The following is a 19,038-nucleotide window of genomic DNA, read 5'->3' on the forward strand; positions in this document are numbered from 1 at the left end:
CGTTACGTCACATGCTGCGCGTTACGCGGCACTCAGCACTCGCGTTGGCACGAGATTCGCGATCACCCGTCACCCTGCGCACGCCTCGTCGACAATGATCTGCGGGCGCGCCGAACACCCCTGTCCGCTCACTCCGGCTGCTCATTGAAGCCACGTCGAGCAGACGATCGGATCAGAGCGATGACCCTGCCTGCTCGTCGCTGAGAAGCATGGCCTCTGCGAGGCGCGGCGGCCGGGCGCGCGCGGCGAGACGGAAAGCACTGGGGCTGTGGCCGACATGGCGCGAGAACTGGGCGCGCAGCGCCGCTGCGTCGGTGAATCCGGATCGCTCGGCGACCGTGGTGAGGTCCTGCGGGGGAACCGACAGCAGTTCCTCTCGAGCGGTCACCAGCCGCCGTCGCAACAGCCTCGACGCGAGACTCTCGTCGGTTCCCGCGTAGAGCCGGAACAACTGGCGTCGACTGACGTGCAGCTCGGCGGCGAGCTCCTCGATCCCGAATGCCGCATCGCGATGGCGCCGCTCGATGATCCTGCCGGCCTCGGCCCGCAGTTCGCTCGCTCTGTCCGTCTCGCCGTCACCGGGGAACTGCCGGAACAACCCGCGCACCAGTGCGAGGAGCGCGGCCTCGGTGCCGGCGAGCGCCCCTACCCCCTGATCGGGGTCCTGAGCCCATTCGAACAGCATCCTCGCAAGAGCCGCACCCGCAGCCCTGGTGAGCGGGGTGTCCGGGAACATGTCCGCTCCCCTGGCCAGCACGTGTCGGTAACCGGCGATCGCGGCTGCGGGCACCACGACGCCCGTGGTGTTCGTCACGCCGAACTGCTCGACCGCCGACGCGCCGAGGCTCGACATGAAGCCCACCCGCCCCACGCTCATGAGCTGGACGCCTGACGCGGTGTGCAGGCGTTGCCCGCCCTGACCCACCATCCCGATGATGACGATGTCTTCGTCTTCGGGCGTGGCGTGGTCGTATCTCACCGTGTGCGCTGTTTCGAGTGTGCTGTAGAGCATGGTCGCGCCGATCGATCGGCGCAGGAGCGCAGCCTCGAACGCATCGGGATCGTCTGCCGTCATCGATCCGAAGTTCGACAGCTGCATCATGCCGAGCCGACCATCGAGACGAATCACCTCCGCCACGAACCAGTCGGGCGGCGCTCCCTGCGGCTCAGGATCCGACGGCGACCAGGATCCGCCGGCGAGCCGACCGAGCCAGGCGGTCAACTCCGCATCGTCGAGCACTCGTTCCATGGCAACCCCCATCGGATGCGCGCCGCATCCGCGGCGACCGCTCCGTCCCCGCCCTCACCCTAGGGACGCTGCGAAAACCGAGCAATATACATTCGTGCGGAGGCAGGGACAGCGACAAGGAACGCAAACGGGCGACAGCGACGGGAAACAGCGGCGGGCAGGGACGCTCAGCGGAACGACGCCGCCACCGAGTTGCGGTGATAGTCGAACACGATGCTGGTCCTGGTCGAGGCGACGCTCGACTGCGCCGACAGATGCTCCAGCACGAACTCGCGCATCTCCGAGGAGTCGGCGACGGCGATGTGCAGCAGGAAGTCGTCGTCTCCCCCGAGGAAGAACACCTGGATCACCTGCGGCAGCACCCGCACGCGGTCGGCGAACTCGACGATGCTCTCCCTGCGGCCGCTGGGCCGCAGAGTCACACCGATGACCGCCTGCAGGCCCGCGCCCAGCATCCGCTCGTCGACGCTCGCGTGGAAGCCGCTGATCACTCCTCGCTCGACGAGGGCGCGCAGACGCGCGTGAGCAGTCGACGGCGCGACACCGAGGTGGCCGGCGAGCTCGGCATTCGTCATCCTCCCGTCGGCGCTCAGCAGCTGTACGATTCGCGCGTCGATCGGATCGAGCGCAGGGGCCCGAAGAGTGTTCGACTGCGTGGCCTCCGACGACGTATCCATGCGAACGATTATGCAGGATCTCCGAGAAGAGCGAATGTTCTTCAAGCATTCTGTCGATCGGTCGACGTTTCTGCGATTCTGAGATGTACCCACGCAACCGTCACTTGGAGGATCGATGAAGATCGGCGTGCCCACAGAGGTCAAGAACAACGAGAACCGCACCGCGCTCACGCCTGCGGGCGCCGACCGTCTGGTGCACGAGGGGCACCGCGTGCTCGTGCAGTCGGGCGCGGGCGTCGGTTCCGGGATCTCCGACGAGGCCTATCGCCTGGCCGGAGCAGAGATCGTCGACACAGCCGAAGAGACCTGGGGCGAGGCCGAACTGCTCATCAAGGTGAAGGAGCCGATCGCGCAGGAATACGGCTTCCTGCGCTCGGACCTCACTCTCTTCACCTACCTGCACCTCGCGGCCGATCGCGCCCTGACCACCGCGCTCGTCGATGCGGGAACCACAGCCGTCGCCTACGAGACCGTGCAGCTGCCCGATCGCAGCCTGCCGCTGCTCGTGCCGATGAGCGAGATCGCCGGCCGCCTGTCGGTGACGATGGGCTCATACTCCCTGATGCGGTCAGCGGGCGGACGAGGCGTGCTGATGGGGGGAATCGCCGGCGCTCCTCGCGCCAAGACCGTTGTGATCGGCGGCGGTGTCGCCGGGGAGCACGCGGCGGCGAACGCACTCGGGCTCGGTTCTCAGGTGACCGTGATCGACATCTCTCTGCCGCGTCTCCGCGAGCTCGAGCATCGCTACGGCGGCGCTCTGCAGACCCGCGCGTCCAGCAGGTACGACATCGCCGAGGAGCTGGCGACGGCCGACCTCGTGATCGGCTCGGTGCTGATCCCCGGTGCCGCCGCACCCAAGCTCGTCACCGACGACATGGTCGCGGCGATGAAACCCGGATCGGTGCTCGTCGACATCGCGATCGACCAGGGCGGATGCTTCGAAGGCTCGCGTCCGACCACGCACGACGACCCCACCTTCGCGGTGCACGACTCGATCTACTACTGCGTCGCCAACATGCCCGGCGCCGTGCCCGAGACGGCCACCCGCGCCCTCACCAACGCCACACTCCCCTATGTGTCGGCCATCGCCGGCAAGGGATGGGAGCGAGCCGCAGCGGACGACGCCGCCCTCGGCAAGGGCCTCAACGTGCAGGCTGGTCGCATCACACTGGATGCCGTCGCCCGCGCGCACGGCTTCGCCACGGCGTGACCGGCATTGCGGTCGAGTGCCGTCAAGAACAGCGATTCTTGACGGCATCCGACCCGTCATCGACAGCGTCGACCCGAGTACGCTCATAATCGTGACCGAACGCGCTCCTCTCTCTCGCAAGCTGTCCGCCATCGCCGAATCGGCGACCCTCAAGGTCGATGCCAAGGCGAAGGCCCTCAAGGCCGAAGGCAAGCCCGTCATCTCGTATGCCGCGGGCGAGCCCGACTTCGCGACGCCCCAGTTCATCGTGGATGCCGCCGCCGAGGCGTTGGCAGACCCCGCGAGCTACCGGTACACCCCGGCGCCCGGCCTGCCGGCGCTCCGCGAGGCGATCGCCGCGAAGACGCTGCGCGACTCGGGGCTCGAGGTCTCGCCGAGCCAGGTCATCGTGACCAACGGCGGCAAGCAGTCGGTGTACCAGGCCTTCCAGGCCGTGGTTAACCCGGGCGACGAGGTGCTGCTGCCCGCGCCGTACTGGACCACCTACCCCGAGGCGATCCGCCTCGCCGACGGCACCCCGGTCGAGGTATTCGCCGGCGCCGACCAGGACTACAAGGTCACCGTCGAGCAGCTCGAGGCCGCTCGCACCGACCGCACGACCGTGCTCGTGTTCGTCTCGCCCTCCAACCCGACCGGCTCCGTGTACACAGCCCAAGAGACCGCAGCCATCGGCGAATGGGCACTCGAGCACGGCATCTGGGTGATCTCGGACGAGATCTACCAGAACCTCACCTACGAGGGCGTCAAGGCGACCTCCATCGTCGAGGCCGTTCCTGCTCTCGCGGGCCAGACCATCCTCGTCAACGGCGTCGCGAAGACCTACGCGATGACCGGATGGCGTGTGGGCTGGATGGTCGGCCCCGCGGATGCCATCAAGATCGCGGGCAACCTGCAGTCGCACCTCTCGAGCAACGTGAACAACGTCGCCCAGAAGGCCGCGATCGCAGCCCTCAACGGCCCCCAGACCGAGGCCGAGCAGTTCCGCGAGGCCTTCGACCGCAGACGCCGCCTGGTCGTGTCGGAACTGTCGAAGATCGACGGCCTCGTCGTACCGAACCCGCTCGGCGCGTTCTACGTGTACCCCGATGTGCAGGGCCTCCTCGGCCACACCTGGGACGGAGTGACGCCGACCACCTCGCTCGAACTCGCGGACTTCATCCTCGAGCGAGCCGAGGTCGCCGTCGTCCCGGGTGAGGCGTTCGGCCCGTCCGGATACATCCGCATGTCGTACGCACTCGGCGACGACCAGCTCCTCGAGGGCGTACAGCGCCTGCAGCGGCTCTTCAGCTGACCCCCGTCGGCGATGGGTGGCCGCTGTCACTCCTCGTCGTGGAAACCGATGAGCCAGCGGATGCCGTAGCGGTCGACGAGGGTGCCGTCGTAGTCGCCCCACGGTCGCTTCTGCAGGGCGTCGAGCACTCGACCCTCCAGGGACAGCTGATCGAACCAGCTGGTCAGGGTGGATGCGTCGGCCGTGCCGAGCAGAGAGAGGAACATGCCACTCATCTGCACGGCGTCGTCGTCGGCTCCGGCGTCGGCACCTGCCAGCTCGACCGGGCCGGACAGCTGTCCGTGCGCGATAGCGTCGCCGGGGCCGTCGTGGCGACCCGCCTGCGAGTAGTCGAGCAGCTGCAGATCGCCGCCGAAGACGGAGCGGTAGTGTTCCAGTGCCTCGGCCGCGTTTCCCGGGAACAGCAGGTAGGGGATCAGTCCGCTCATGCCGCGAGTGTACGGCGAACGGGTGACGTTGTCAGTCAGGCCGGCGTCGTCAGTCGATGCGATGCCGTCAGTCGGGGACGCTGCTGCGATAGCGCCGGGGCTTGCCCTCGCCGAGGTCGATGAGGCGCGCGACGCGGTGCAGCTCCACCGGCATCCCGAGCAGCGCCTGAAGGGCCGTGCGGATGCCCGTTTCGTCGCCGCCCGCGATCGCCGCGCGCACCCGTCCGTCCTCGCCCTGCTCGATCGACCACCCCAGCGCACCCCGAGCCTGCAGCTGCTGCGTCAGCTCGACGCACGGCACGAGTGTGCCGTCGGCCGCGCGGAAGCGCGTGTTGTCACGCCCCTCGAGGTCGGCGATGCCGAATGCGCCGTCGTCGAGGCGCACCAGCCTCCCGAAGTCGCCGGTGCGGTATCGCACCAGCGGCAGCAGCGGGTTCTCCCCCGCGGTCACCACGATCTCTCCCATGCTCCCCGAGGGCACGGCGACGTCGCGGCGCGGCTCGAGGACCTCGACGTGCACTCGCCGGTCCAGGATCCGGAACGGCCCGTCGTCGGTCCGCGCGGCGATCGGGCGCGTCTCGTGGAGCCCGTACACGTCGATCACCGGGCAGCCGAACGCCGCCTCCAGGCGCGCACGCAGAGGCGAGGAGAGCGCCATCGCACCTGAGAAGATCACGGCAGGGTGCAGCACGGCGCCGAGTCCCGCATCCAGAAGCTCGGCGAGGCTCGTCGGATGTCCGCTCAGGATCTGCGGATCCGCCTCCGCGAGGAATCGGGCCCGTGCGTCGACGTCGTCCCAGGCTGAGGGATGCAGGTTGAGGCGTGCCATGGCGCGATGCGCGAAGCTCGAGATCACCGACACGTAGGTGAACGCCTGCCTCTGGAAGACGAGATTCGCCACCGCCATCCGCTCGCCGTCCGTGGTGACCGTGGCCCCGGCGGATGCGGCGAGCGCGACGAGCAGGTGGAAGCCGCGCGCGACCTCCTCGACGTCGTCGGGGATGAGCAGTGCCGCTCCGGTCGAGCCCGAGCTCGTGCCGTGCAGCATGCGCGAGAGGTCCGCATCGAGCGGCACGAAGGCTGCGAGATCGTCGACGAGATCGGCACGTGCGATCGTCGGGAAGTCCTCGAGCGTGGCGTCCTCGGACATTGCCCGGTAGCGCAGCGTGCGCTTCGCGGCCACGAGGTGTTCGCGGAGCCAGTCGTCGGTGGAGAGCGGATGCCGCACCCGCTCGGCCTGCTCGGCGGTGAGGCGGTCGCCGGTCGCGTGGGTCCACCGCGGAGCATCCGCATGCGCACGCCAGTGCGTGAGCCTCGTCACTCCCTCGGCATCGATGGTCGGCCAGCGCTCCGCGTCGGTGAGCACCGCAGCCTCTCCTGGTGCGTACTCCGCGAGGGTCAGCGCACCTCTGAGGTCGGGGTCACTCACTGGAGTACCGCGCCGCTGCCTCCTTGCGGCGGGCCTCTTCGAGTTTGCGGGCGATGTCGGCGCGGTGCCTGTGGCCCTCATATGCCTCGGCGAGCGCCCGATCACGGGCCAGCGAGTCGCACGCGGCGAGCAGAGACGCGGCCGTCGCAGCGTCCTCCCCTGCGGGAACGAAGCCGCACCAGAGCAGGAAGGTGCGGGCGGCCTCGGTGCGCCGCTCGTCATCCGAGGTCCATGCCGCTGGTGCGGCGACCGGGGCGACGCGCAACGCGAGCGCATCGACGGCGAGGGCCGCCCATCCGGTCGAGAGCGCCGGATCGAGCGGCTCGATGAGGCCCTCGCTGGCGACGAGCCACAGACCGATCGCGGCTCCCTGGCGTACGCGAGGGTCGTCGTCGAACCGGGCGGCGACGATCTGACCGCCCAGGACGTCTCCCGCCAGGGCACGCAGCGAGATCCGCTCGTCGAGGAACTCCTGCGGCACGCGGGAGATGCGGGCGGCCACCGACTCGAGCGAGGGCCCTGGTCTCGTGCGCGCCCAGGCCTCGGCCTCTCCGCCGGAGCGCTCGCTCCACGCGGCGAGCAGCGCCTCGGTGTCAGCCATGCAGAGTCGCCGCCAGGGCCGCGCACGCGGCAGGTGCGTCAGCCATCGTCTGCAGATACACCACGTCGTAGCCGTCGTGCTCGGCGAGCTGCGCGACCTGGTGTCTGCGGTCCATGAGCACGAGCGTACCGGTCGTGAGCACGCCTCGAACGGTGCGGGCGACGCCCTCGTACGGCTCGTTGCCCACGCCGAACATCGACACCAGTCCGTCGTCGGAGAGCACCACCACATGACGTTGGTCGTCGTCGCCCGCCGGAGGGAGCCCCGCGTACCTGGTGGCGTAGAGGTCGAGCGGGAACGACGTCGATCTGCCGAAGAACAGCGAGATCGCGCCGATGATCTCGGCGGGGTCGCGGCCGAACCGCGGCATCCCCGCGACCTCACCCGTGCCCGAGAAGCTCGTGACCCTGACCCGTCCTCCTCCGCGCAGGATCGACAGCGCGAGGATCGTGCCGGCGAGCACGGCGGGCGACCCGTTTCGTGGATGCGTCATCGACCCCGAGGAGTCGATGTAGAGGTCGAGCTCGAGACTCGTCTCGCGGGTGATCGGCTCGTCGTCGAGTTCCGAGCGGCGACGGGTCGTGACGCCGGGGATCACCGTCCCCGACCGCAGGGTCAGCGGCCAGTCGAGATCGGAGAGTGCATCTCCCACCTCCCACAGCTCCACGGGACCGGGGATGCCGCCGGTCGGCGTCGAGGGCGCGGGGCGCGTGTACGGGCGCACCCATGCGGCTGCTTCGTTGCGATACCAGGCGGCGAGCACGGCATCCTCACCGCTCTCGCGGTACAGCGCGAGAGTGCGCGCGATCGTCAGCCGCTGCCCGTCCTTCTTCCTGCCGTCGTCGGTCGTGTCCTCCGGATCGCCCTCTCCGTCCGGGTCCCTCACCATGCCGGGGTGCCGCGGCAGATCGCCGCGCAGGCGCTGGTCGGCGAGGATGCGGCCGAGCTCGTCTGCCGAGGCGGGGGCGTCGTCGACTCCGCATCCGACGCGTGGCTCGCCAGCGCCCTCCGGCGCTCCCGCCTGCTCGGCGAGATAGGGGGCCGCGATCACGCCGAACAGCGCGGCACCCGAGACGGGGTCGGTGGCGAACGAGCGCACGGCATCCGCTACGAGAGCGGCGTCGACCGCAGGGTTCGTCGCTGTCGCTCCGGCGAGCTCCGCCGCCACACGCTCGCGTTCGGTCTGGGCTGCACGCAGCAGGCGTTCCTTCTCACGGTGCTTCTCGGGGATCTGGCTGAGCGGCACGAGGGTCGTCTGCACGCGAGCGCGCTCCGGTCGGGGCGGCGGCTCGAGCGGGCACAGGGTGCCTGCCGGCAGCTGCCAGAGCAACTCGTATGCGCGGCAGTACACCCACCAGAGACGGTCGGCGCTGCCCGCCGGCGCCGGATAGAGGGCGAGACCGAGCCGGACGATGCCGAGATCCCGGGTGGCGATGGGGGCGCCGGTCTGCTCCGCCCGCTGCAGCTGGGCGACGCGTGTGTTCACGAGCAGATCGCTCCACAGGTTCGAGAGTCTCCGCGCACCTTCCCCCGCATTCACGCGCGCGGTGGCTGCGGTGATCGCGCGTGCCATCTGGTGGTCGATCTTGAGCGAGTCGATGCGTGTGCTCGGCGCCAGCACGTGGTGCCCGATCTCGTGGGCGAACATGCTCCACAGCTCGTCCGCGAGCCCGCGGTCGGCGAGGTAGTGCGGGTCGACGGTCACCGATGGGGGGAACGAGAACCATGCGGGCGCGCCGTGCGTCGCAGCGGCCCCAGGACGGATGGCCGGGTCGTCGAGGCGCACGCGCCACAGGGCGAGCGCCCGCTCCCACGCCGATCGCGCGTCGTCGGTGAGCGCGACCCGATCGGGCAGCGCGACCCGATCGGGGAGGGCCGTCACACCTGCTCCCGCACGTGCACCCAGGCCAGGTGCGTGTCCGGCCCGATCACGATGGTCACCCCGTCATCGCTTGGCTCGGCCGTCGTCGGTTGCTCGGGCAGCAGCGAGAGCCTCGCGCCCCACACATCACTGTCGAGACGCCACCAGGCGCCGGCCACGAGAAACGCGAAGGCACCGTCATCCGGCAGCGGCTCCACACGCTCGGGGGGACGGATCCACGCGCCGCCGAGGCCTCGGAACCCACCGGTGGCGAGGACGTATCCCCGCTGATCGGCCCGGCCCGGCCACCAGAAGCGATCGCTGCGCTGCCGGCGGCGGAACTCGTCGAGCAGGTCGACGCCGACACCGAGGGCCGCGGCGGCCGACACTCGCTGCTCTGCGGAGTCGAGATCGTCGAGCCTCGTGAGCGCATCGGCGCGCAGCCCGAGCGCGCCCGCACGCCACGCGGCGATCGCCACGAGGTCGAGCGCGCGATCGCGGTCGGCGAGCGCTGCTGGGTCGAGCGCGATGCCCGCGGCGAGCGCGCGACCGAACAGCATCGGATCACCGTGGGCGCCCCGCACGGACTCCGCCGCAAGTGCCGCATCGAGCCCCGCGACCGAGAGATCGGGAAGCTCCGCGGGCGGGAACGGCGCCGAGACGTTCGCCAGCTGCACCGGGACGCGGTTCACCCGCGCAGCTCCTGCCATCGCACGTAGGCGGTGTAGCGCTGATGCAGGTACTTCAACGCGATGACGTCATCGAAGTCGCGGCCGTACAGCTTGCCGACCGTGGCGATCCGGCGCAGCTGCGCCTCGACCGCGGTGATGCGACGAGAGGCCTCGAGTGCCGGCAGACCGTCGAGGCCTCGGTCGAATTCCCTGAGGAGCGCAGCCACCTCGTCGTCGGTGTCGCGTCCGAGCGCGTCATACTGCCGGCACGATTGGGCGAACAGATCGGCCAGCCAGCTGACGGTGTCGGTGCTGAGCTCGCGCTCCGCTCCGACGTCGAACCGCGGATGCGTGGCGTTGGGCAGCAGCTTGCCACGGAGCACGAACGGCAGGACCGCCGCGACGTCGTCGAGTTCGACGGCGTCCACGCCTCGGAACCAGGCCATGGCCTTGGCGTACATGATGAGCGTCTGCAGAGCGCGCACCGAAAGTCCGTTGCGGGTCTGCGCCCCGAGATCGACCTCGAGATCGGCACCGCTGTTCGCCTCGATGACTTCGCCGACGCGTCCGCCCGCAGTCGTCACGACGTCCTTGGTGCGGTACTCGAAGCGGCGCCCGCCGTGCTGCACGAACTCGAAGTGGCTGAGGAAGAACCGCAGCCGCTCGCGCACGGCATCCGGAATCGGCACCGCGCGGATCTGCGCGCGCATCTCGGACTGCTGCGCCGCGTCGAACGAGAGCTCGGCCGGCACGTGCTCCTCGGGCTTCTCCCCCGCCTCGACCCGGGTGATCAGCTCGTCGAAGAACCGACTGTTGAACCCGGCCGCCTGCACGGTGACGTCCATGCGGTCGCGCAGCGCCTGGATGACGGGGAAGGTGCCACCGCCCGCGTCGTCGTTCGCGGTGAAGAACCAGCTCTCCACTCCCCCATCAGGCGCGGTGCGGCGCATCTGGTCGTGGCTCTCGACGTACCCCTCCGCGACCATCGTCAGCAGCGCCGACTGGGTCTTGGTGGGGATGCGGTTGTACTCGTCGATGATCTTGACGGGAAGCCCGAGCCAGTCGCGCCACGCGATGCGGATGTCGGTCAGCCGCTCTGCTCCGACGAGATCGCGCGGCAGCGGGATGCCGACGAGATCGCTGACCGTGAGCTGCGGCTGCCCCTGTTGCACGGCCCGCCTGACATCCGCCGACGAGGTGCCCGCGAGCACCCCCATGAGCACGGCGACGGTGGTCTTGCCACGACCGGGTCCGCCGATCAGCAGGCATTTGCCGCCGACCGCGAACGTGAGCAGCGGCACGAGGACGTTGGACGAGAACGACGCCTGGGTCGGCAGCGATACGGCAGCCCCCGCGTCGCCCAGACCTATCGAGAGCGGCTCGCCGTGCGAGAACTCCATGTCGTAATAGGGCGAGATCACCGCGCGGTTGACGATCCAGTAGTAGACCTGGCGGAGCTTCTCATCCAGCGGAACCGCGGCCCGTGCGGCAGGACGGAACAGGTCGTCGGCGGTCAGCGCCTCGACGCCGTGTCCGCTGCCGGGGTTCGTGGGCGAGGCGGAGACTCTGTTCCAGCGGTCGGGCATGCGATCATCCTAACGATGTCGATCGGACGCGCTGCTGGAGCGCGCGCTGCTCGTCGAGCGGCCTCGCCTCGAGCGGAACCGCGAAGCTCAGGTGCTCGGCGAGGAGCTCCTGAAGAGCGGATGCCGCGGCCGCGACCCGTGTCGGCACATCGCCGCGCACCTCGAGCCAGGGCACGTCCTGCGCCGCCAGCACATCGCGGAAGCGCTGCTGCATGCCATGGCGGATATGCTCGCCGTCGCGCATCCCGTCCTGCTCGAACGGGATCTCGTCGCCCGTGAGAATGTAGAGCAGCGGCGGATGCGCGGCCGCGGCCTCGTACAGGCGCGCGGCCGTCGAGCCGACGTAGCGCTCGTGCCACAGAGCTGTCGCGAGCACGTCGGTGTCGCACACGAGCACCGGCACCGGCACCTCCCGCAGAGCGCGCTGTTCGAGAGCGATCTGCCGATCGACGATCAGGTCGAACTCATCGCTGCGCCACGGCGCGTCGAGGCACCCCTCGCGGATCTCGGAGTGCTCGCGACCGTACTCCGGCACCCACAGCGTTCCCAGCCTCTCGGCGAGCGCCGCAGCGAGAGTCGTGGATCCGGTGGACTCCGCTCCCATCACCACGACGCGGGCGGCCAGCCAGGCGCGCACGGCCGGCGCGAGCTCATGCCAGTTGCCGGCGACATCGGCGCGGATCGCGGTGCCCGAGACGGGGTTGATGCGTCGCCCCTCGTCGATCCGCACCCAGCGGGCATCGAGTCGTCTCGCCAGCTCCCCTCCGTACGCATCGCACGAGAACACGGTGTCGACGGGCTCATCGAGCAGCGACCCGATCAGCGCCATGTGCTCGTCCCACGCCGCCTCCGACTCGAAGTCGACGGGAGCGTCATCCATCGCCGCAACCACCCGCACGCCGGGGTGCGACTCGCGGATCCAGTCGGCGCGCACCTCGAGCGGGATCGACTCGACCGAGGCGCCGAGCACCTGGACGGTGACCCGGTCGCTCGCGCGCTGCGCCTGACGGATGAGATGCGAGTGCCCGCTGTGGAAAGGGTAGAACTTGCCCAGTACCAGTCCGTGACCGCTCATGCCCGCCACCTCAAGCCCGAGAGGAAGCGGACGTCGCGCCGATGGGAGCGGAATCACGATCGCCGCTCGCAGCCCGACGCCACGAGCGGTAGCCGATCATGCAGAGTCCGATGAAGAGGACGTAGAGCGCAGCGATGACCCAGAGGCCCGCGACGATCGAGAGGCCGACGAATGCGATGTCGACCCCGATCCAGACGAACCAGTTCTCGATCCACTTGCGGTTGAGCATGTACTGCGCCACGAGGCTTGCGGCGGTCGTCGCGGCATCCGGGATCGCCACCTGCGAGTCGGTGAAAGTCGTGAGCACCCAGACCAGCACGGCAGCGCCGGCGATCGCAGCGAGCGCCAGCCACGGCCACGCTCGGCGCGGAGTGTTCACGACGTACGTGCGGCTCTGCTCGGCGCCGTGCGTCCAGCGCCACCAGCCGTGCACGCCCATCAGCAGATAGACGACCTGCAGCGCAGCCGTGGCATAGAGCCCCGCGCCGATGAAGACGACGAACAGCACCACGTTGTTAGCGATGCCGATCGGGTAGTTCCAGACGTTCCGACGCCCGGCGAGCCACACGCAGACCGCTCCCGTGACGAAGCCGAGAACCTGAGGCCACTCGGCCTGGAGCCATTCGAGCACGGGGCTCCTACAGTTCGACGCCGAGCAGCACGGGCTCGGGCTGCAGCACCAGGCCGAACTCGGCGTGCACCCGGCTCTGGATGAAGCGTGCGAGCTCCGAGACCTCGGCGGCGGTCGCGCCGCCGCGGTTGGTCAGCGCCAGGGCGTGCTTGGTCGAGACGGACGCACGCGAACGAGGCAGCTTGAAGCCCTTGCGGATCCCGGCCTGCTCGATCAGCCACGCGGCGCTCACCTTGACGTCCGGAGCCTCGGTCTTCACCGGCGGCACGAATCCGTCGTACGACGCGAGCGGGATGACCGTCACGGCATCGAGGTCGGGGGCCACGGGCCAGCGAGGACACTCGGGCGGCAGCGCGCGCGCCACGGCATCGGGCACGATCGCGTTCTGGAAGAACGAGCCGACCCCGTGCGTGTCTGGGTCGTTCTCGTCGAGCAGCATGCCCTTCGACGCCCGCGTGGCGAGGATGCGCTCACGCACCCACGCGAGCGGGACCGGAGCATCCGAGTCGAGTGCGAGAGCCCGACGCAGCTGTTCTCCGCGGACGACACGTTCTTCGGCCACGACCAGATCGACCGTGATCGACAGGATGACGGCTCGTCGCTGCGGCACGCTGCCGTAGTGGTGCTTGAGCACGGATGTGCGGAATCCGAGGCCCAGATCGGCGGCGGACACCACGGAGACCTCGCCCGTCGCCTCGTCGATCAGCTCGACCTCGACGAGGGTCTCCTGGATCTCCTGGCCGTAGGCGCCGATGTTCTGCACAGGAGCCGCGCCGACGGTGCCGGGTATGCCGCTCATCGCCTCGAGACCGGCATAGCCGTGCTCGACGGCGTAGCCGACGAGGTCGTCCCAGCTGTGCCCCGCCTGCACCCGCAGCCGGACGCGACCTGCGTGCGGAGACGGAAGCTCTTCGATGCCCCGAGTCAGGACGCGGATCACCGTGCCCTCGAACGGCTCATCGCCGATGAACAGGTTGGAGCCTCCACCGAGGACGAACCACTCCTCGTCGCGCGACCACACCTCGGTGAGGGCGCCGACGAGCTCTTCCGTGGTCGAGGCCTCGAGCATCCGCTCGGGCGCTCCCCCGGTGCGGAGCGTCGTCAGCGTCGAGAGCTGCAGCGGCTTGATCTCGTGCACCACGCGGTCACCCATCAGGAGGCGATGCGCAGCTGCGCCTTGACCAGCACGGTCGTCTCGCCGAACGTGACCTTGAGGTCGATCCTCGTCGACGCCTCGTCGACCGCTCCCACGGTGGCGAGCACGTGCAGATCGGCTCCGTCGGCGGGGTCGACGACGACGGGCTTGGTGAAACGCACACCGTAGTCGAGGATCTGCGCGCCCGGCTCGAGAGCCGCGACGACCACGGACGAGGCGATGCCCATCGTGAGCATGCCGTGCGCGAGGACACCGGGCAGTCCCACCGACGCGGCGATGTCGTCACGGTAGTGGATCGGGTTGAAGTCGCCGGAGGCACCGGCGTACCGGACGAGCGACTCCCGAGTGAGGTGGACGGTGCGCTCCGCGACGACGTCTCCGACAGCGAACGGCATCACGCGGCTCCTTCTTCGGCGCCGACCAGCAGCACGCTGGTGGCGGTGACGACGTGTGCACCCGCGGCATCCGTGATCTCGGCGGCGCTCGTGATCATGGCGTTGCCGCCCATCATGCGGATGCCGGTGACGCTGAGCCGCCCGATGAGCTCGTCGCCCGCGACGATGGGTCGGGAGTACGAGAACTTCTGCTCGGCGTGGATCGTGCGCGCGAGCACGATGCCCGAATCCGGCTCGGCGAGCAGCTGCTGAAGCGTGTGGTCCTGGATGACCATCGCGAAGGTCGGGGGCGCCACGACATCGTCGAAGCCCGCTGCGCGAGCGGCCTCGACATCGGTGTGCTGCGGTGCGTCGGCGAAGACGGCACGCGCGAACTCGCGCACCTTCTCTCGGCCGACGAGGTAGGGGGCGGACGGGGGGAACTCACGACCGACAAGCTCTTGATTCACTGCCACCCCTCGATCCTACTTTCTCGGTCGTGGAGCGCGGTGCCCTGCGGCCGGATCAAAGACCGCTCAGTCCTTCTTCTTGCGCCCCTTGATCGCCTTCATCGCCATCTGCACCGCGATCACCACGAGGTATGCCGCGAAGAGCATGTTGCCCACGAGCGGGTCGATCAGGGTGGCGAGCCAGGCTCCGAGTGCGGTGGTCGTGCAGGCGGAGATCCCGACGATCGCTGCGGCGAGGAGGTCGACGTTGTGATTGCGGAGGTTGCCGATCGTGCCCGAGATCGCGGTGGGGATCATCATGAGCAGCGACGTGCCCTTGGCCACGAGATCGCTCGTGCCGAATGCGAGCATCAGCACGGGGACCACGATCACGCCCCCACCGACACCGATCAGGCCGGCGAGGATGCCGGTCCCGACACCGACCGCGAGCAGTCCGAGTCCGTTGAGCAGCTGCAGCTCGAACTCGGCGTCACGCGAGGGAACGACGAGGAACAGGCTGACGATCACGACCAGGAGGAAGCCCACGAAGAACCACCGCAGGACGGTCTGCGAGATCTTCGGCAGCAGTCGGGTGCCGATCTGCGCACCGACGACCGCGCCTGCGGCGAGGATCAGTGCGGGGATCCAGGCCACGGAGCCGTTGATCGCATAGGAGATGACGCCGACCGTCGCCGTCGGGACGATCGCAGCGAGGGACGTGCCGGCACCGAGACGCTGGTTGAAGTGCAGGAACAGCACGAGGAGCGGGACGATGACCGTGCCGCCGCCGACTCCGAAGAGGCCCGAGAGGAGCCCGGCGATCAGCCCGATCCCGATGAATGCCGTATAGGCGCGAGGCCCTCTGCTCAGGGTCTCTGCATCAGTCACCGGTTCAGCCTACTCCCGGGTATCCGAGCCCGGTGACGGGTCGCACGCAGACCCTGGGACTCGGTGCCTTGGTGTGCGACACTGGATCGCATCAGACGGCGTCGTCGCCTCACCGGATCGAAGGAGATCTCATGGTGCGCAGTTCCTATCCCGATGTCGAGATCCCTGCGGTCTCGATCCACGAGTTCCTGTTCGGAGATGTCGAGGAGCACCGGCTCGACGCGGTCGCGATCGTCGACGGCGTCAGCGGCGCGACGACGACCTATCGTCAGCTGATCGGACAGATCGACCTGTTCGCGGGCGCCCTCGCCGCGCGTGGCGTCGGAGTCGGCACGAAGGTCGGCGTGCTGTGCCCGAACGTCCCCGCATTCGCCACGGTGTTCCACGGCATCCTGCGTGCAGGAGCGACCGCGACGACCATCAACTCCCTCTACACCCCCGAGGAGATCGCGAACCAGCTGACGGATGCCGAGGCCACCTGGCTCGTCACCGTCTCCCCGCTTCTTCCCGGAGCGAAGGCCGCAGCAGCAGCCCTCGGCCTCGACGACGACCACGTGATCGTCCTCGACGGCGCGGAGGGCCACCCGTCTCTGCCCGCGCTGCTCGGCGAAGGTCGCTCTGCACCCGAGGTCTCATTCGACCCGGAGACGCACCTGGCCGTGCTCCCGTACTCCTCCGGAACGACCGGGCGCCCCAAGGGTGTCATGCTCACGCACCGTAACCTGATCGCGAACGTGAGCCAGTGCCGCTCGACGATCTCTCTCGGAGATGACGACCGCGTGCTCGCCGTGCTGCCGTTCTTCCACATCTACGGAATGACCGTGCTGTTGAACTTCGCACTGCGGCAGCGCGCCGCGCTGGTCACCATGCCGAAGTTCGATCTCGCCGAGTTCCTCCGCGTCGTGCAGGAGCACCGCACGACCTGGGTGTTCATCGCCCCGCCGATCGCCGTCGCGCTGGCGAAGCATCCGCTGATCGATCAGTACGACACCTCGGCGATCAAGGTCATCTTCTCGGGCGCCGCTCCTCTCGACGGCACGCTCGCCTCAGCCGTCGCGAGCCGCCTCGGATGCATCGTCTGCCAGGGCTACGGAATGACCGAGACGAGCCCCGTCACGCATGCGATCCCCTACGACCGCGCGGACATCGACCGCTCGTCGGTCGGCATGCTGCTGGCGAACACCGAGGCGAGGCTCGTCGCCGACGACGGAACCGACATCGAGGTGCCGGCAGACGGCGCCAGCGCGCCGGGCGAGCTGCTGATCCGTGGACCCCAGGTGATGAAGGGCTATCTGAACAGACCGGATGCCACGGCCGAGATGCTGGACGCCGACGGGTGGCTGCACACCGGTGATGTCGCGACCGTCACGCACGACGGGATCTTCCGCATCGTCGACCGCCTCAAGGAGCTCATCAAGTACAAGGGATACCAGGTGGCCCCCGCCGTGCTCGAGGCGGTGCTGCTCGAGCATCCGTCCATCGCCGATGCGGCCGTCATCGGTGCCCCCGACGCCGACGGGCAAGAGGTGCCGAAGGCGTTCGTGGTGGTGCAGCAGGGAGCGGAGCTCGACGCGGCCGCCGTGATGGCCCACGTCGCAGCACATGTCGCCCCCCACGAGAAGGTGCGGCAGGTCGAATTCATCGACGCCATTCCGAAGTCGGCATCCGGAAAGATCCTGCGCAAGGATCTGCGCACCCTCTGAATCCCGAGCCGTATCAGCGAAGAAGCCCGCCGTCCCTTTCGGGGCGGCGGGCTTCTTCGAACGAGCGAAGTGCTTACTCGGACTTCTTCTCGACAGCGTCCTCGGCGGCAGCCTCGGCTGCCTCTCCCTCGACCTGCGACTCGGCGCCGGCGTCGGTGGTCTCCTCTGCCGGAGCCTCCTCGACGACCTCGGCGGGCTTCTCAGCCTTGGCAGCCTTCTTGGTGGACTTCGCCTTAGGGGTGACGGGCTCGAGAACGAGCTCGATCACGGCCATGGGGGCGTTGTCACCCTTGCGGTTGCCGACCTTCGTGATGCGGGTGTAGCCACCCTCACGGTCTGCGACGAGCGGAGCGATCTCGGTGAAGAGCACGTGTCCGGCATCCTTGTTGGAACGCAGCACGGTCATCGCACGACGACGCGAGTGCAGGTCGCCGCGCTTGCCGAGCGTGATGAGACGCTCCGCGAGCGGACGCAGGCGCTTGGCCTTGGTCTCGGTCGTCTTGATCGACTTGTGGATGAAGAGCTGCGCCGCGAGGTTGGCAAGCAGCAGGCGCTCGTGTGCGGGGCCGCCTCCGAGGCGGGGACCCTTAGTGGGCTTGGGCATATCTCACTCCTGGTCAGGAAAGGTCGGGTCAGCTGGCCTCTGCCAGCTGACAATCCGGGTGGGTCAGAAGGACTCGTCTTCGCTGCCGCCGTAGAAGTGGGCGCCGTCGAAACCGGGCACCGAATCCTTGAGCGACAGACCGAGCGAGATGAGCTTGTCGCGCACCTCGTCGACCGACTTCTGGCCGAAATTGCGGATGTTCATGAGCTGCGTCTCCGAGAGGGCGACGAGCTCCGAAACAGTGTTGATGCCTTCACGCTTCAGGCAGTTGTACGAGCGGACCGAGAGGTCGAGGTCCTCGATCGGCATCGACAGCTCGCTGGAGTTCACTGCCTCCACCGGCGCCGGGCCGATCTCGATGCCCTCGGCCTCGACGTTCAGCTCGCGGGCGAGACCGAACAGCTCGGTGAGCGTCTTGGCTGCCGACGCGACGGCGTCGCGGGGGCTGATCGCGGACTTGGTCTCGACGTCGAGGACGAGCTTGTCGAAGTCGGTACGCTCACCGGCACGGGTGGCGTCGACGCGGTAGCTGACCTTGAGGACCGGCGAGTAGATCGAGTCGATCGGGATCTGACCGGCCTCTGCGTACTCGTTACGGTTCTGCGTCGCCGAGACGTAGCCACGTCCACGCTCGATGGTGAGCTCGAGCTCGAACTTCGCGGTCTCGTTGAGGGTTGCGATGACGAGCTCGGGGTTCTGGACCTCGACACCGGCCGGAGCCGAGATGTCAGCGGCGGTCACTTCGCCCGAACCGGTCTTGCGCAGGTACGCCGTGATCGGCTCGTCGCGCTCCGACGAGACGACGAGCTGCTTGATGTTGAGGATGATCTCGGTGACATCCTCCTTCACGCCGGGGATGGTGCTGAACTCGTGCAGCACGCCGTCGATGCGAACGCTGGTGACCGCGGCGCCGGGGATCGACGACAGCAGGCTGCGACGAAGCGCGTTGCCGATCGTGTATCCGAAGCCGGGCTCCAGAGGCTCGATGATGAACCGGCTCCGGTTCTCGACGATCTTTTCCTCGGTCAGTGTGGGACGCTGTGCAATAAGCACTCTGTGTTCCTTTCGATCACATGCCCGCTATATGACATGTGGTGGGGTGAGGTCTTGAGTTTTTGTGAGTCGATGCCCGCTGGCGGGCGTCGAGCCGCTCGA

The 19,038-nt window shown here is 68.7% G+C and carries 19 protein-coding genes; 3 read left to right on the forward strand and 16 right to left on the reverse strand.

Annotation, left to right across the window (positions count from 1 at the left end; genetic code table 11):
• Positions 1-172 precede the first annotated feature (172 nt).
• Together OD997_RS08130 and OD997_RS08135 are read right to left on the reverse strand one after the other, a co-directional pair.
• Positions 173-1,249, reverse strand: a complete 1,077-nt coding sequence (locus OD997_RS08130; RefSeq protein ID WP_434331143.1) for a helix-turn-helix domain-containing protein — start codon at positions 1,247-1,249, stop codon at positions 173-175.
• A 167-nt stretch (positions 1,250-1,416) separates the two neighbouring features.
• Complete coding sequence (locus OD997_RS08135; protein ID WP_434331144.1) at positions 1,417-1,926, reverse strand: Lrp/AsnC family transcriptional regulator; 510 nt, start codon at positions 1,924-1,926, stop codon at positions 1,417-1,419.
• 115 nt (positions 1,927-2,041) lie between these two features.
• Here OD997_RS08135 and ald point away from each other — a divergent pair, with 115 nt between their 5' ends.
• Together ald and OD997_RS08145 are read left to right on the forward strand one after the other, a co-directional pair.
• On the forward strand, positions 2,042-3,136 hold the full coding sequence (gene ald, locus OD997_RS08140) for an alanine dehydrogenase (RefSeq protein ID WP_434331145.1): 1,095 nt from the start codon (positions 2,042-2,044) through the stop codon (positions 3,134-3,136).
• Between the two features lie 91 nt (positions 3,137-3,227).
• Positions 3,228-4,427 carry a pyridoxal phosphate-dependent aminotransferase gene (locus OD997_RS08145; RefSeq protein WP_434331146.1) on the forward strand — a complete coding sequence of 400 codons (1,200 nt, stop codon included), beginning with the start codon at positions 3,228-3,230 and terminating at the stop codon, positions 4,425-4,427.
• Between the two features lie 26 nt (positions 4,428-4,453).
• Here the strand turns inward: OD997_RS08145 and OD997_RS08150 are convergent, their stop codons facing one another.
• The 12 genes from OD997_RS08150 to OD997_RS08205 form a co-directional block, all read right to left on the reverse strand.
• Positions 4,454-4,855 carry a VOC family protein gene (locus OD997_RS08150; RefSeq protein WP_434331147.1) on the reverse strand — a complete coding sequence of 134 codons (402 nt, stop codon included), beginning with the start codon at positions 4,853-4,855 and terminating at the stop codon, positions 4,454-4,456.
• Between the two features lie 67 nt (positions 4,856-4,922).
• Positions 4,923-6,284, reverse strand: a complete 1,362-nt coding sequence (locus OD997_RS08155; protein ID WP_434331148.1) for an AMP-binding protein — start codon at positions 6,282-6,284, stop codon at positions 4,923-4,925.
• Positions 6,277-6,885 carry a phosphohydrolase gene (locus OD997_RS08160; protein WP_434331149.1) on the reverse strand — a complete coding sequence of 203 codons (609 nt, stop codon included), beginning with the start codon at positions 6,883-6,885 and terminating at the stop codon, positions 6,277-6,279. Before OD997_RS08160 ends, OD997_RS08155 begins: the two co-directional genes overlap by 8 nt.
• On the reverse strand, positions 6,878-8,767 hold the full coding sequence (locus tag OD997_RS08165; protein ID WP_434331150.1) for a VWA domain-containing protein: 1,890 nt from the start codon (positions 8,765-8,767) through the stop codon (positions 6,878-6,880). The genes OD997_RS08160 and OD997_RS08165 overlap by 8 nt, the downstream gene beginning before the upstream one ends.
• Positions 8,764-9,438, reverse strand: a complete 675-nt coding sequence (locus OD997_RS08170) for a potassium transporter Kef (RefSeq protein WP_434331151.1) — start codon at positions 9,436-9,438, stop codon at positions 8,764-8,766. The genes OD997_RS08165 and OD997_RS08170 overlap by 4 nt, the downstream gene beginning before the upstream one ends.
• Complete coding sequence (locus OD997_RS08175) at positions 9,435-11,003, reverse strand: AAA family ATPase (protein ID WP_434331152.1); 1,569 nt, start codon at positions 11,001-11,003, stop codon at positions 9,435-9,437. Before OD997_RS08175 ends, OD997_RS08170 begins: the two co-directional genes overlap by 4 nt.
• Before the next feature lie 4 nt (positions 11,004-11,007).
• Positions 11,008-12,078 (reverse strand): AAA family ATPase, encoded by a 1,071-nt coding sequence (locus OD997_RS08180; RefSeq protein ID WP_434331153.1) that lies wholly within the window; start codon positions 12,076-12,078, stop codon positions 11,008-11,010.
• A gap of 10 nt (positions 12,079-12,088) precedes the next feature.
• Positions 12,089-12,709: a nicotinamide riboside transporter PnuC gene (gene pnuC, locus OD997_RS08185; RefSeq protein ID WP_434331154.1), complete on the reverse strand. Its 621-nt coding sequence runs from the start codon at positions 12,707-12,709 to the stop codon at positions 12,089-12,091.
• Between the two features lie 7 nt (positions 12,710-12,716).
• Positions 12,717-13,847 carry a UDP-N-acetylmuramate dehydrogenase gene (locus OD997_RS08190; protein ID WP_434332355.1) on the reverse strand — a complete coding sequence of 377 codons (1,131 nt, stop codon included), beginning with the start codon at positions 13,845-13,847 and terminating at the stop codon, positions 12,717-12,719.
• A gap of 14 nt (positions 13,848-13,861) precedes the next feature.
• Positions 13,862-14,260 carry a MaoC/PaaZ C-terminal domain-containing protein gene (locus tag OD997_RS08195; protein WP_434331155.1) on the reverse strand — a complete coding sequence of 133 codons (399 nt, stop codon included), beginning with the start codon at positions 14,258-14,260 and terminating at the stop codon, positions 13,862-13,864.
• Positions 14,260-14,715, reverse strand: a complete 456-nt coding sequence (locus tag OD997_RS08200; protein WP_434331156.1) for an FAS1-like dehydratase domain-containing protein — start codon at positions 14,713-14,715, stop codon at positions 14,260-14,262. Before OD997_RS08200 ends, OD997_RS08195 begins: the two co-directional genes overlap by 1 nt.
• A gap of 60 nt (positions 14,716-14,775) precedes the next feature.
• Complete coding sequence (locus OD997_RS08205; protein WP_434331157.1) at positions 14,776-15,576, reverse strand: sulfite exporter TauE/SafE family protein; 801 nt, start codon at positions 15,574-15,576, stop codon at positions 14,776-14,778.
• Positions 15,577-15,707: 131 nt separating this feature from the next.
• Between OD997_RS08205 and OD997_RS08210 the strand changes: the two genes are divergently transcribed.
• Positions 15,708-17,279 (forward strand): AMP-binding protein, encoded by a 1,572-nt coding sequence (locus tag OD997_RS08210; protein WP_434331158.1) that lies wholly within the window; start codon positions 15,708-15,710, stop codon positions 17,277-17,279.
• Between the two features lie 73 nt (positions 17,280-17,352).
• Here OD997_RS08210 and rplQ read toward each other — a convergent pair whose 3' ends face one another.
• Together rplQ and OD997_RS08220 are read right to left on the reverse strand one after the other, a co-directional pair.
• Entirely contained in the window at positions 17,353-17,883 is a 531-nt protein-coding gene (rplQ, locus tag OD997_RS08215; protein ID WP_434331159.1) for a 50S ribosomal protein L17, read from the reverse strand.
• Between the two features lie 63 nt (positions 17,884-17,946).
• Positions 17,947-18,936, reverse strand: a complete 990-nt coding sequence (locus OD997_RS08220) for a DNA-directed RNA polymerase subunit alpha (RefSeq protein ID WP_042538798.1) — start codon at positions 18,934-18,936, stop codon at positions 17,947-17,949.
• Positions 18,937-19,038: the final 102 nt, after the last annotated feature.

This window comes from Microbacterium sp. CGR1 (assembly GCF_051062835.1).
GTDB lineage: Bacteria > Actinomycetota > Actinomycetes > Actinomycetales > Microbacteriaceae > Microbacterium.

Bases quoted from the DNA above. Each gene is read 5' to 3' on its own strand.
- OD997_RS08130 (WP_434331143.1), bottom strand. From the start codon at position 1,249: ATGGAACGAGTGCTCGACGATGCGGAGTTGACCGCCTGGCTCGGTCGG.
- OD997_RS08135 (WP_434331144.1), bottom strand. From the start codon at position 1,926: ATGGATACGTCGTCGGAGGCCACGCAGTCGAACACTCTTCGGGCCCCT.
- ald (WP_434331145.1), top strand. From the start codon at position 2,042: ATGAAGATCGGCGTGCCCACAGAGGTCAAGAACAACGAGAACCGCACC.
- OD997_RS08150 (WP_434331147.1), bottom strand. From the start codon at position 4,855: ATGAGCGGACTGATCCCCTACCTGCTGTTCCCGGGAAACGCGGCCGAG.
- OD997_RS08160 (WP_434331149.1), bottom strand. From the start codon at position 6,885: ATGGCTGACACCGAGGCGCTGCTCGCCGCGTGGAGCGAGCGCTCCGGC.
- OD997_RS08175 (WP_434331152.1), bottom strand. From the start codon at position 11,003: ATGCCCGACCGCTGGAACAGAGTCTCCGCCTCGCCCACGAACCCCGGC.
- OD997_RS08180 (WP_434331153.1), bottom strand. From the start codon at position 12,078: ATGAGCGGTCACGGACTGGTACTGGGCAAGTTCTACCCTTTCCACAGC.
- OD997_RS08195 (WP_434331155.1), bottom strand. From the start codon at position 14,260: ATGCCGTTCGCTGTCGGAGACGTCGTCGCGGAGCGCACCGTCCACCTC.
- OD997_RS08210 (WP_434331158.1), top strand. From the start codon at position 15,708: ATGGTGCGCAGTTCCTATCCCGATGTCGAGATCCCTGCGGTCTCGATC.
- rplQ (WP_434331159.1), bottom strand. From the start codon at position 17,883: ATGCCCAAGCCCACTAAGGGTCCCCGCCTCGGAGGCGGCCCCGCACAC.